Consider the following 12,615-nt stretch of genomic DNA (forward strand, 5'->3'; position numbering starts at 1 on the left):
CATAACTTCCCTCTCGATTTGGCTGCTGGTGTTGCTGCTCCTGTGGCTATGACTGCTCCTGCTATCAATGGTTAATTTTCTCTCTAGCTAACTAACAAAAGGCGCTCTCCTAATTGGAGGGCGCTTTTTTTTTAATAAAATGGCGGGAGAAGTCCAACTAAGGTGCAAAACTCTTAGTTAAGAGCGATCGCTCTTGGGACTAGCAGCATTTTCCGTCATCGGTTTGCTCGTCCGTTCTTCGATATCCTCAAGAGTTTGGAGTACCAAGCGTTTAGCCTGCAAACTCCAGCCCAATTTTTGCAATGCGATCGCTAAAACGGTTCCTACAACTGTGGCGATATAGTCGGCTGGTTGGGAGAGGGCGATACCCAGTAGCAGTCCCAGTCCTGCAATACCCCAGAATGGCAAAGCGACAGTCTGACGCTGTTTTTCCACCAGTAGGCTCAAGAAATCTTTTGGCATTTCGGCGACTAATGTTTCTTTGACCTGTCGTTGTTCTGCTACAGTAACGGATAAACCTATTTTTTGGCGGAGTTTTTCAATTTTACGGGCATCGGTACTGTACTGGGTCAGTTCATCCTCTGCCATGAGAATTAGGCGTTCGTATTGTCCCATCTTTGACTTTGATGCTACGTATTTCAGTCTAGGGGTTTTAGACCGCCAAATGATAGTGCCGCTACGCGGAAGTCACTCATTCACTCATTCACTCATTCAAAAATCTTTTGAGTGTCAGGCATTTAACTACTTGTGAACTGGTGAGTTATTTCTGCTGCGCTGCATTAAAAGTGTAAGATCTGCAAATAACAGCCACAGTCAGATATGTTAATTTTTGCAGCAAACCAAAAACGCGCCTACGCCCTAGATGCCTTGCGTGGATTCGCCGTTTTAGCAATGATCTTATCGGGTACGATCGCATACCGCATCTTACCCGCCTGGATGTATCACGCCCAAGAACCGCCGCCAACCCACACCTACAATCCTAATCTCCCCGGTTTAACCTGGGTCGATCTCGTATTTCCATTGTTTTTATTTTCAATGGGTGCAGCCATACCCCTAGCATTATCTCGTCGCCTTGCCAAAAAAGTTTCTTACCCAGAACTTATTTTACACATCCTTAAAAGAGGATTTTTCTTAGCAACATTCGCCATAGTTCTTCAGCATCTACGGCCAACCATCATCAGCCAAGACCCTACTCCAGAAAAATGGTGGATTGCTTTATGGGGATTTTTAATATTATTTTTCATGTTTGTACGTTTGCCAGATTCATTGCCAAAATGGCATCGCACAGCAATTCCAATTATAGCATGGATATCTGCGATCGTACTTCTGTCTCAACTGCGATATCGGGATGGCGGCGGATTTTCACTCGATCGTAGCGATATTATCCTTATTGTTCTGGCAAATACCGCTGTCTTTAGCTCCCTAATTTGGCTGTTTACTAAGTTTAACTTGCGGCTGCGTCTGGGAGTTTTGGGCTTATTACTAGCTTTGCGTTTGTCAGCTACCGTTAGTGGCAGTTGGATTGCTCAACTTTGGTCAGCTTCTCCCGTACCTTGGCTCTTCCAATTTGCGTATTTGTCCTATTTGTTTGTGGTGATTCCCGGCACCATTGCTGGCGATTTGATTTTATCGTGGATACAAAATACAACACCTGCGGAGGTAGGCGGAAGCGCTCGAATTATTGAGCAGCAAGAATTATCGATTACCCCCCCTCTGCAATGGGAAATAAATCGTTTTTATACCATTATTGTGTTGATATTGGCTAACTGTTCGGTGCTGCTGATTGGATTGCAAGGTAGATGGGTATGGCAAACAACGTTATTGAGCGCTGTACTTTGTTGGGCTGGTTGGTTTTTATTTACTAAACCAACTAATGAAACAGAATACTTAATCAAAATGTTGTATAACTGGGGCGTTTACTGGCTGGGGGTCGGCTTACTCTTTGAACCTTTTCAAGGAGGGATTAAAAAAGATCCATCAACTTTGAGTTACTATTTTGTAACCACTGGTATGGCTTTTTTTATCTTAATTTTATTTACAATAATTATAGATGTTCTTAACCAACGAAAATGGGTACAGTTATTAATTGATAACGGTCAGAATCCCATGATTGCCTATGTGGGATTTGCCAATCTAGTTTGGCCTATTCTAGTTTTAACTGGAGTTGATGCGTGGGTTATACAAAATACCAAAACTCAGTTACTTGGCTTCTTTAAAGGGATTGTTTATACTCTGCTGGTAGCGTGTATTGTTAGTTTGTTTACCAGACTGAAACTATTCTGGAGAACTTAGCGAATTTGTCAGGATTACACTACCCTGATGTTACTACAGTTTTGACTTTGACAAAAATGAGCTATTTGGAAACCGCTGCGGAATTTTACAGTGAAGTGGCACAAACGCCCCAAATTGGTTTGTGTTGTGTCCAAAGCAGTCCTTTGCAACTGCCGGGACTCAAGATTCCCTCTCAGATGCAGGAGATGAACTACGGGTGCGGCACTACCGTGCATCCAACAGAACTTGCAGGTGAGCCAACTGTGCTGTATGTGGGCGTCGGCGGCGGTTTGGAAGCGTTGCAGTTTGCTTACTTTTCTCGCCGTCCTAGTGGTATAATTGCTGTCGATCCAGTTGCCGCGATGCGTGAGGCTGCGGCCTGTAATTTAGCGATCGCATCCGAAAAAAATCTCTGGTTCGATCGCAGTTTTGTCGAAATTCGGGAAGGCGACGCATTTGCCCTGCCGGTTCCAGACGCTTCTGTGGATGTAGTCGCTCAAAATTGCCTGTTTAATATCTTTGAGCCCGCTGACCTCGCCAAAGCCCTCCAGGAAGCCTTCCGAGTCCTAAAACCGGGTGGAAGGCTGTTGATGAGCGATCCGATCGCTACTCGTCCGATTCCAGAACATCTGCGAAAAGACGATCGCTTGCGGGCAATGTGTCTCTCTGGCGCTTTAACATATCAAGAGTATATCCAACATCTCGTCGATGTTGGCTTCGGTCAAGTAGAAATTCGCGCCCGTCGTCCATATCGACTTCTGGACTGCCAGAATTATCATCTGGAAGCACCTTTGCTCTTGGAAAGTCTTGATTGTGTCTCTTTTAAAGTGCTAATGCCAGAAGATGGCCCTTGTATTTTCACTGGCAAAACGGCGATTTATGCTGGCACCGAAGAGTTTTTTGATGACTCGGCTGGACATATCCTCCAGCGCGGTATCCCAGCAGCTGTGTGCGATAAGACTGCTGCTAAGTTCGCCTCGCTGATGCCAGAAGAAATTTTAATCACAAATTCGACTTGGCACTATACCGGCGGCGGTTGTTGTTAAATTTAGGACTTACAAGCACAGGATTTACGCACTTTCGACCTCAAACCTCGATCCCCCCTAGCCCCCCTTAAAAAGGGGGAGACTTGAAAGCCCCCCTTAAAAAGGGGGGTTGGGGGGATCTCTGCGTAAGTCCTGAAGCAGTAGGGTGGGCATTGCCCACCTAAGTCTGGTGCTTGGTTAGGATATCTGAAGAGATGTTTCAAAAAAAACTTGATGGTAAACCTACCTATTTTAGCACCTGCTGACATTGCTTCTGGCTTTCATGCCTTATCTGACCCCCTGCGGATTCAGGTTTTAGAACTGCTGCGCCAACAAGAGTTATGCGTCTGCGAACTCTGCGAACAATTGGGGGTCACTCAGTCTAAACTTTCCTTTCACCTCAAAACTCTCAAGGAAGCGGGCTTAGTTCGATCGCGCCAAGAAGGACGCTGGATTTACTACACCCTCAATCTGTCTCAGTTTATCGTTTTGGAGCAGTACCTGGCAGAATACCGTCGCTTCAGTACGATCTTACCCGCGCGCTCCTGCCGGGAGGCGAGCTAACCCATCAACTTTTTTTATATTATTTTCTCGTTTAAGTTCATCCTTGGAACTTTAGAAATCAATTTTTCTTGAAATGATGGTATTATAGCCTTTAACTACTTTATGACGACTTTTGAGCATCCAGCCCGAATTTTGTTTTTGTACGGCTCTTTACGCGATCGCTCCTGCTGGGAAGCCAGTTAACCCATCAACTTTTTTTATATTATTTTAACCTTTAGCTTCATTTGGGGACTTGAGAAATCAAGTTTTTTTGAAATGATGTAGTTATATCCCTATTGATGACCTTGGGGTAACAACGATGAATGCAACAGCAAGAAAGTTGACGCTCAATCTTGGGATTCTGGCTTTAATAGCTAGTACCGCAACGCTACTCAATTCATGCAGTAGCGCCCAATCGGAGCAGTCGCCCATCAAAATCGATCTTTATTAAGTGCTAAAGATGGGCATGAAATCAGTTTCGCGAAAGGCTGTTTTGGACTCAGTTTTCCAGGGGAATAAACAGGAAGCGATCGCCGAAGGAGTTGGCACATTTATCCTGGTTTTTGCTGGCACTGGTGCTGTGATGGTCAACCAAATCAGCGGCGGGGCAGTCACCCATCTTGGCATCAGCTTCGTATTTGGGGCAGTCGTTGCTGCTTTGATTTACGCCACAGGACATATCAGCGGCGCACACTTTAATCCAGCAGTAACGTTGGCTTTTTGGGCGAGTGGTTTTTTCCCCAGACGGAAAGTGCTGCCATATATTTTGGCACAGTTAGTTGGAGCGATCGCCGCCTCAGCTTTACTGCTAATTGCCTTGGGATCTGTAGCGAATCTTGGTGCCACTTTACCGCTCAAAGGCAACTGGCTGCAATCCCTAGTACTGGAAACCGTTCTCACATTTATCTTAATGTTTGTAATCTTGGGGTCTGGTTTAGATAGGCGATCGCCCATCGGCTTTGCCGGTTTGGCAATTGGATTAACCGTTGGTTTAGAAGCCGCATTCATGGGGCCAATAACCGGAGCCAGTATGAACCCAGCGCGGACGTTCGGCCCAGCTTTGGTGGGAGGAATTTGGCAGCACCATTGGGTTTATTGGGTTGCACCCATTTTAGGAGCGCAGTTGGCAGTGCTGGTTTACCGACAATTATCAAACGGATTTCGCGATTTCAAATAAAAAGTTTGAATTGTAAACACACAAATCTAGATAACAAAGGAAATTGATTATGTCAATAAAAAAAGTAATGTTCGTTTGCAAGAAAAACTCCTGCCGTTCGCAGATGGCAGAGGGATTTGCTCGCACTCTCGGAGAAGGTAAGATATCTGTTACCAGTTCGGGATTAGAGGCGAGTCAGGTTCATCCCACAGCTGTTCAAGTTATGTCGGAAATTGGCATTGATATCACAGATCAAAAATCTAAGCCTTTGAGTGATTTTAAAGCTGAAGACTACGATATAGTCATCTCTTTGTGCGGCTGTGGAGTTAATTTGCCAGAAGATTGGGTACTGCGAGAAGTTTTTCAAGATTGGCAGTTGGACGATCCAGATGGGCAACCAATAGAAGTTTTTCACAGGGTGCGAGATGAAGTTAAAGAACGGGTAGCAAAACTGGTTGAATCTGTCACTTAGTACTGGAGTTTAGACTAACGGGTCTTTCGGAATTATGATGCTCATGTTTACTGTAAACATTTTTGTAGGGGCACGGCATCATAAATATCTTGGTCATACAAAGGTTTTAATTATGCCGTGCCCCTACAGCATATTTGACCCAAAAAAACCCAATTTCTTAGCAACTCTAAATTCGGCTAAACGTTTTTCATATTTTTGGTTGATTTGCAAAGTAAAATCAGCTAATTCCTTCATTTTATGCTCGGTAATTTTAGCCAGTTCGAGCAGTTCTGTCATTTTGGCTAATTCGCCCTCGCTCATAGATGGTTGTGTCACACTCATATCTCCAAACGAGTTTTAAGTTGATTAGCATTCATTTTAGCTTCTAATACCTTTCCTAGAATCAGTTCCAAATCTTCACCAGCATCTTGAAGAAGCCTCAGTTCCCAACAAGTCCCGGACTTACTCCAGTCCATCTTTGTCGCCGAACTTCTCACCCCCAGCCAATGCCTGTGGCTTTGCTAGTCAGCAGTCAGTAGCTACCCCAGGCAGATCGTGGGGTCAGTTATAATTGAGAGCAAACTACCGATCGGCAACTACCAACCACTACTAGCGATCGCCCACCGTAATGACAAAACTAGAAAACAGAGTAATTGATGGTGTTTCAACTTCGTCTGTGACACCCTTTAAAAAAAAGCTGGGCTCGCGATTAACTAAAAGCCAAATATCTGTTTTACAAATCAATCTGGGCAAACGCTGCAATCTTGCCTGCACACATTGCCATGTGGAAGCTGGGCCAAAACGCACTGAAGAACTGTCCCCAGAAATTTGCCACCAACTAATTGAAGTAATCTATAAATTTCCCCAAATCAAGATTGTTGACCTCACTGGCGGCGCACCGGAAATGCTTTATGGCTTTAAGCCGATAGTAGAAGCAGCGCGTCATGCCGATAAACAAGTAATTGTGCGGTCTAACCTTACCATTTATTTTGAGGAAGGGTTTCAGGATATTCCCGAATATTGTGCCAAACATCAACTTAAAATCGTTGCTTCCCTACCCTGCTACCTGCAAGATAATGTCGATAAAATGCGCGGTACAGGTGTTTACGATCGCTCGATTCTAGCTCTCCAGTGGCTGAACAAGCTGGGCTACGGTCAAAAAGCGAATTTAATCCTTGACTTGGTATACAATCCCCAAATTCCCAAAACAGAACAATTCTCGCTAACTGCCAATCAAATTCAACTTGAGCAGGATTATAAGAAGTTTTTGAAGGAACATTTTGATATTTGTTTTAATAACTTATTCACTATTACTAATCTACCGATCGGGCGGACAAAGCTGCATTTACAGCGCCAGAAGCTCAACACACCTTATCTAAAATTTTTGGAGTCTAATTTTAACTCCAGCACGATCGAACATTTAATGTGTAGAAATGAACTGTCTATTGATTATTTGGGAAATGTCTATGATTGCGACTTTAACCAGATGGAAAATCTGCCAGCAAAACTCAAAGGCGATGAAACGCTAACGGTTGGCAAGCTACTGGAAGCGGGAAGTTTAGATTTGATCGACGAGGTGCAAACAGCGCCATACTGCTATGGTTGTACAGCGGGCTCAGGTTCAAGCTGTGGTGGCGCTTTATTATAGGGGCTAGGGAAAGAGGGGCTAGGGGCTAGAGGCTAGGGGCTAGGGAAAGAGGGGGAGAGATTTAACAAATGACTAATGACTAATGACTTAATGACTTAATGACTTAATGACTTAATGACTTAATGACTTAATGACTTAATGACTTAATGACAAATGACCAATGACTAATAACGAAAAAAAGCATTCATGGATAAGACTGGTGATTGGAATATCAGTCTTTATTGCGGCTGACTTCATCATCCTTAAATTTACACCAGTTGGCGCTTGGCTAACGCCAGAAAATCTGCAAGAAGTGAAACAACAGGCGGGAATTTTCGCACCGTTGGGGTTCATCGTCATTTATTTCGTGGCGGCGTTATTGGCGGTTCCGGGTACGATTTTAACGCTGTCAGCGGGAGCGCTGTTTGGGGCGTTATGGGGTGGATTATGGTCAATCATCGGGGCGACGTTGGGGGCTACGGGGGCTTTTTTGGTGGCCCGATTTATCGCAGGTGATTGGGCCAGACAGCAGTTTGAAGGGGCCGATCGCTTACGCCAACTCAGTCAGGGGATTGAAGAAAATGGGTTTTGGTTCGCTTTGTCGATTCGTTTAGCGCCAGTTTTTCCATTTAATGCCGTTAACTACCTGTTGGGTTTGACGCCTATTAGTCTACCTACTTACGTGCTGGCCACGGGGGTGGGAATTATACCGGGAACCTTTGCTTATGCTTGGTTGGGGCAAGGTGGGCTAGAAGCCGCTACAGGTCGTCCGCCTTGGCAGCTCTTCGGTGCCTTAGCAATGCTCGCTGGGCTATCTACTTTGCCGATCGTTTTGAAGCGTTGGAAAGCTAACAAAACATAGCTATTCACCTAGAAGAAACACTGAAAGGTTACACTAACTTTACACAATCTTTAAATACTGAAATATGTATTTTTGATAAAGCTAATATAAATTTTCAGTAAACTACGTAAAATTACTAGCAAATTGGAGAATGTTATGCCAATACTATTTTAAACCTCCTGAAAAATACTTAGTTCTGTTTTGCGTAATCTGTAATTTTACGTACATTATGGATGCTATTTACAAGTCCAACACAGATTTTCCAGGCTTTCAGGTTATAGCAAGGGCGGCCAACTAAGTAATTGCCAGGGATACTAGCATCTACCAGATAGCAAAAAATGAAATACCTCAAATTGTTTGGCATCACACTTATCTGTTCTATGCTGCCAGGAATTTCCCATGCCAATGCAGCTATTTTAAGTTCCACAAGCCTTGATAGCGGGACCATTAGCAAAATCGCCGATTCGCGCTTTGATGAGCTAACACGCGGCATTAATCTCAGCCACTGGTTCGCGCAAACCTCTAACTTTGACGCGAACTACATTACCGAACAAGACATCGAAAGCATCAAAAGTTTAGGATTTGAACACGTTCGCTTGCCGATCGACGCTGCTTTTCTATTCGATGAAAACAACCCAGGAGTACTAAATACCCAAAATCTGCAATACCTGGACGAAGCCCTTAACAAGATCGACGCTCACGACTTGTCCGTAATTATAGACCTTAGCCCAGGAGATAATTTTAAAGATCGTCTGGCTAACGATGATGCTTTCGTCACCGTTGCTGCACAATTCTGGAAGGCTTTAGCTGCACACCTCAGTACTCGCGATCCAGAACAAGTCTTTCTAGAAACGCTCAACGAACCCGCTTTTGGTTACTTTCTTCAAGATACCGATATTGACCCAGTACAACGCTGGAATGAGGTTCAGGGAAAGCTGCTGGCTGCTATGCGAGAAGGCGCACCAAATAACACTCTGATTGCGAAGGGATACGATTGGGACGGCATTGACGGTCTCAAGACGCTGACTCCTGTGGAAGATCCAAATGTGGTTTACAATTTCCACTTTTATGAGCCAATGGTTTTCACGCATCAGGGCGCAGATTGGATGGATGAGGAGTTTTCTTATCTCCACGATTTGCCCTATCCTTACAATCAAGAAAGCTGTGCGGCGGTTATATCAACGATAACTAACGAAAGTGCGAAGGAATGGGCGCAGTCATATTGCGACCAACAGTGGGATGCAGCCAAAGTGGAAAAACGGATTGCTCAAGCTGCTGCTTGGGCGGAAGAAAACAATGTGCTGCTGACTGCTAATGAGTTTGGCGTCTACCGTCCTTTTCTTGGCGAGGACGATCGCGTTGCTTGGATTGGCGATGTGCGATCGATCTTGGAAAAATACGATATTGGCTGGACGATGTGGTCGTACTCAGAGGGTTTCGGTTTGGTAAAGGACAACGAGGAGGGAGAACGCATACCTAATGAAAGTGTTGTGAAAGCGCTTGGTTTGTCTGATGACGAACATCGCAAAATTCCAGAACCAAGTGCGATCGCTGGATCTGTCCTGGTAGCCCTGATGCTAATACGAGTCAAGCGCTTTGCCTATAGCCGTTAACTCTTGGACACCAAGCGACAGACAGGCGTAAGGCCCAGTCTCGCTCAATGCGCTCAAGTTAGTAATGTAAAGTTTCGTAACTACAGTTTGACAACTTTCCAAAACCTCTGCATAATGGAGATTGTGTGGAAAAAGGGACTGTAGTTCAATTGGTTAGAGCACCGCCCTGTCACGGCGGAAGTTGCGGGTTCGAGCCCCGTCAGTCCCGTAAAATCAAGGATAAAACATAAATAAAAGATGAATTAAGTCGTTCGTCTTTTATTGTTCAGCGTTCAGAAGAGAGAATTTGCTGTGACTGTTAGAGTTCGGATTGCACCCAGTCCTACTGGAAACTTACACATCGGTACGGCCAGAACGGCTGTATTTAACTGGCTGTTTGCCCGTAATCAAGGTGGGCAGTTTATCTTGCGAATTGAGGACACGGATTTAGAGCGATCGCGCCCGGAATACACCGCGAATATCCTCGATGGCCTTACTTGGCTGGGGTTCAATTGGGATGAAGGGCCATTTTTCCAAACCAAGCGTTTCGACCTCTACCGACAAGCAATTCAAACGCTGCTGGATAAAGGTTCGGCCTATCGTTGCTATAGCAGCGAAGCCGAACTGGAAGAAATGCGATCGGCTCAAAAAGCCAGAAAAGAGGCTCCCCGCTACGATAACCGGCACCGCAACCTAACGCCAGAGCAGGAGACAGCTTTTTCTTCAGAAGGGCGTCGCCCGGTAATTCGCTTCAAAATCGATGATGACCGGGAGATTTCCTGGAACGATATGGTAAGGGACAAAGTTAGCTGGAAAGGAAGCGACCTGGGTGGGGACATGGTGATTGCCCGTGCTTCGGAAACAGAAGCCTTTGCTCAACCTTTGTACAACCTGGCGGTGGTGATAGATGACATTGACATGAAAATAACTCATGTCATCCGGGGTGAAGATCATATTGCCAACACAGCCAAACAAATTCTGCTCTACGAAGCTTTGGGTGCGGGGATACCAGAGTTTGCCCATACTCCCTTGATTTTGGACAAGGAAGGGCGTAAACTCTCCAAACGGCGTGGTGTGACATCCATCTTTGACTTTAAGAAGTTGGGCTATATGGCGGAAGCTTTAGTCAATTACATGACGCTATTGGGGTGGTCGCCGCCAGATTCCACCAAGGAAATCTTTAGTTTGCAGCAAGCAGCTGAGCAGTTTGGCTTCGAGCGCGTCAATAAAGCAGGAGCGAAGTTTGATTGGGATAAGCTGAATTGGCTCAATAGCCAATATCTGCACAATATGCCTGTATCCCAGCTGTGCGACCTGCTGATTCCCTACTGGCAAGAGGCGGGACATGAATTCGATCCGGTGAGCGATCGGGCCTGGTTAGAGCAGATTACCGCTTTGATTGGCCCTAGCTTAGTTCGTTTGCCAGTGAGCGATCGCTATTTAAGCGATACTGAGTGGGTAGAACAGATCGAAGCGCTCAAGAACGCCGATCCCACAGGCCCCAGCGCCGTTCCCAGCCCAGATGCGATCGTCATGAGCCGGTATCTCTTCACCTCAAGCGTAGAATTCACCGAAGAAGGAAAAGCTCAGTTGCAACAACCAGCAGCCAAAACTGTTCTAGAAGCCATTCTAAAAGCTCTGGATAACCATCAACCGCTGACAGAAGCCGGGACGCAAGAGATAATCAAACAAGTGACAAAAGAACAAAATCTGAAAAAAGGTTTAGTAATGCGAAGTCTCCGCGCTGCTCTCACCGGCGATGTGCATGGCCCTGACCTGATTCAATCTTGGCTGCTCCTGCATCACCGAGGATTAGATCGGGTTCGCTTACAGCAGGCGATCGAAAACTGAAAATGAATAATTTTTCAATTCTTCATTTTTAAGCAATTTAACTTTTGATTTGCTATATTTTTAGCAAATCAAAAGTTAAATTATCTTAATTTTTAGGGGAACTCGGTTAGCAATCTTGTCGTCCTTTAGCTTAAACCTCTTGCAAAAGTTGAGATATGTAATCAGATTCATCTCTTTTAACCTACGGTAAGGCTAATTCGCGATCGCAAATCGCTTCGCTAACGCCTACATCTGCATTCATCTGCGGTAAAAAATCAATAATTAGTATTTTTGCAATAAGTCTATTGAGGGTAATTATAACTCTAATGCTTTTCCTAAAGTCAGTGACAATTGGAGTGCCAAATAGGGAGCCTAATCTAGGGGCCAGATTAAAGTCAAAAAGCAATTCTCCCCTACTTCCCTACGTTACTAAGGCTGAGCCGGAGAACGCCCAAAGAAGGCAAAAGGGAAAAGAAGTTTCTTTTTTATCCTACTTTTTGCTTTTTAGTTTTTACTTTTTACTTCCCCAAAAGATTCTAGCTCAGCCAGACCCGCCTATGCCCCTGTTCGACAATCTCACCATCGGGCCTGGGTTTAAGCCAGACCCCAGAACTATTACAGGTATCAGTGGCGGTTCGGAACGTGCCAGCCACATCGCCGGTAGTCAGGAAACAGCAAATGGCCCTTGTGTTGGTTTTGTGGGCAAAAATCCTAGCCACACGCTAGTTCTGAGTTCTGCTTTTAACTATCTGCGAGTTCAGGTTCAAAGTCCAGACGACACTACTTTAGTGATTCAAGGCCCTGGTGGAACTTGGTGTAATGATGACAGCGAAGGGAAAAATGCTGGTATTGCCGGTGAGTGGCTAGCTGGAACGTATAGTATTTGGATTGGATCTTACCAAAAAGACAAGTATACCCCATACGTTATTCGGTTCACGCAAGTTAAGTAAGATTAGTCATTAGTCATTGGTCATTAGTCATTAGTCATTAGTCATTGGTCATTAGTCATTGGTCATTAGTCATTAGTCATTAGTCATTAGTCATCTCCAAAAAACATTGTAGAGACGTTTCATGAAACGTCTCTACAATGGTTCAAGGGCTAGCACCTTTAATTTCTGGAGAGGTCTAATAGTGTTCTCCATCTGGTTGATGAGGATGACTCGCCTTAAAAAGCCATCACATAGACAGCCTCAGTAATTGTAATGGGTAGGAGGTAAACTTTCCACTTTGAGTTTAGAGCCGAGTAGTTTAGATGATATTCGTCAAGATATAGCTAAAA

At 44.8% G+C, this 12,615-nt stretch carries 13 protein-coding genes, 1 tRNA gene and 1 pseudogene; 12 read left to right on the forward strand and 3 right to left on the reverse strand.

Features of this window, described 5'->3' with window-relative positions:
- Positions 1 to 75 (forward strand): annotated as a pseudogene (locus LAY41_RS31480) (photosystem II protein D1); the annotation flags it as partial.
- A 102-nt stretch (positions 76 to 177) separates the two neighbouring features.
- Here the strand turns inward: LAY41_RS31480 and LAY41_RS31485 are convergent.
- The gene (locus LAY41_RS31485) at positions 178 to 615 is read right to left on the reverse strand and encodes a hypothetical protein (protein ID WP_249106575.1); all 438 of its coding nucleotides are present in this window, start codon (positions 613 to 615) and stop codon (positions 178 to 180) included.
- Positions 616 to 819: 204 nt separating this feature from the next.
- Between LAY41_RS31485 and LAY41_RS31490 the strand changes: the two genes are divergently transcribed.
- The 5 genes from LAY41_RS31490 to arsC all read left to right on the forward strand — a co-directional run bounded on the left by LAY41_RS31490 (position 820) and on the right by arsC (position 5,467).
- Complete coding sequence (locus LAY41_RS31490; RefSeq protein WP_249106576.1) at positions 820 to 2,292, forward strand: DUF5009 domain-containing protein; 1,473 nt, start codon at positions 820 to 822, stop codon at positions 2,290 to 2,292.
- Positions 2,293 to 2,348: 56 nt separating this feature from the next.
- A complete protein-coding gene (gene arsM, locus LAY41_RS31495; RefSeq protein ID WP_249106580.1) occupies positions 2,349 to 3,317 on the forward strand; it encodes an arsenosugar biosynthesis arsenite methyltransferase ArsM in 969 nt (322 codons plus the stop codon).
- A 213-nt stretch (positions 3,318 to 3,530) separates the two neighbouring features.
- Positions 3,531 to 3,860, forward strand: a complete 330-nt coding sequence (locus tag LAY41_RS31500) for an ArsR/SmtB family transcription factor (protein ID WP_249106581.1) — start codon at positions 3,531 to 3,533, stop codon at positions 3,858 to 3,860.
- Positions 3,861 to 4,305: 445 nt separating this feature from the next.
- Positions 4,306 to 5,016, forward strand: a complete 711-nt coding sequence (locus tag LAY41_RS31505; protein ID WP_249106583.1) for an MIP/aquaporin family protein — start codon at positions 4,306 to 4,308, stop codon at positions 5,014 to 5,016.
- Between the two features lie 55 nt (positions 5,017 to 5,071).
- Complete coding sequence (arsC, locus tag LAY41_RS31510; RefSeq protein ID WP_249106595.1) at positions 5,072 to 5,467, forward strand: arsenate reductase, glutathione/glutaredoxin type; 396 nt, start codon at positions 5,072 to 5,074, stop codon at positions 5,465 to 5,467.
- Between the two features lie 123 nt (positions 5,468 to 5,590).
- Here the strand turns inward: arsC and LAY41_RS31515 are convergent, their stop codons facing one another.
- Together LAY41_RS31515 and LAY41_RS31520 are read right to left on the reverse strand one after the other, a co-directional pair.
- Positions 5,591 to 5,782 carry a hypothetical protein gene (locus tag LAY41_RS31515; RefSeq protein WP_249106584.1) on the reverse strand — a complete coding sequence of 64 codons (192 nt, stop codon included), beginning with the start codon at positions 5,780 to 5,782 and terminating at the stop codon, positions 5,591 to 5,593.
- A gap of 2 nt (positions 5,783 to 5,784) precedes the next feature.
- Positions 5,785 to 5,922, reverse strand: a complete 138-nt coding sequence (locus LAY41_RS31520) for a hypothetical protein (protein WP_249106586.1) — start codon at positions 5,920 to 5,922, stop codon at positions 5,785 to 5,787.
- Between the two features lie 152 nt (positions 5,923 to 6,074).
- Between LAY41_RS31520 and arsS the strand changes: the two genes are divergently transcribed.
- From arsS to LAY41_RS31550, 6 genes are all read left to right on the forward strand, one after another.
- Positions 6,075 to 7,094, forward strand: coding sequence for an arsenosugar biosynthesis radical SAM (seleno)protein ArsS (gene arsS / locus LAY41_RS31525; RefSeq protein WP_249106589.1), 1,020 nt, complete (start codon positions 6,075 to 6,077; stop codon positions 7,092 to 7,094).
- Between the two features lie 160 nt (positions 7,095 to 7,254).
- Entirely contained in the window at positions 7,255 to 7,935 is a 681-nt protein-coding gene (locus LAY41_RS31530) for a TVP38/TMEM64 family protein (protein ID WP_249106591.1), read from the forward strand.
- 317 nt (positions 7,936 to 8,252) lie between these two features.
- Positions 8,253 to 9,527 (forward strand): glycoside hydrolase family 5 protein, encoded by a 1,275-nt coding sequence (locus tag LAY41_RS31535; RefSeq protein ID WP_249106592.1) that lies wholly within the window; start codon positions 8,253 to 8,255, stop codon positions 9,525 to 9,527.
- 134 nt (positions 9,528 to 9,661) lie between these two features.
- Positions 9,662 to 9,735: transfer RNA gene (locus LAY41_RS31540), tRNA-Asp, on the forward strand.
- Positions 9,736 to 9,818: 83 nt separating this feature from the next.
- The gene (gene gltX, locus LAY41_RS31545; RefSeq protein WP_249106593.1) at positions 9,819 to 11,357 is read left to right on the forward strand and encodes a glutamate--tRNA ligase; all 1,539 of its coding nucleotides are present in this window, start codon (positions 9,819 to 9,821) and stop codon (positions 11,355 to 11,357) included.
- 536 nt (positions 11,358 to 11,893) lie between these two features.
- Complete coding sequence (locus LAY41_RS31550) at positions 11,894 to 12,286, forward strand: hypothetical protein (RefSeq protein ID WP_249106594.1); 393 nt, start codon at positions 11,894 to 11,896, stop codon at positions 12,284 to 12,286.
- The last annotated feature ends 329 nt before the right edge of the window (positions 12,287 to 12,615 follow it).

The organism is Argonema galeatum A003/A1, from assembly GCF_023333595.1.
GTDB lineage: Bacteria > Cyanobacteriota > Cyanobacteriia > Cyanobacteriales > Aerosakkonemataceae > Argonema > Argonema galeatum.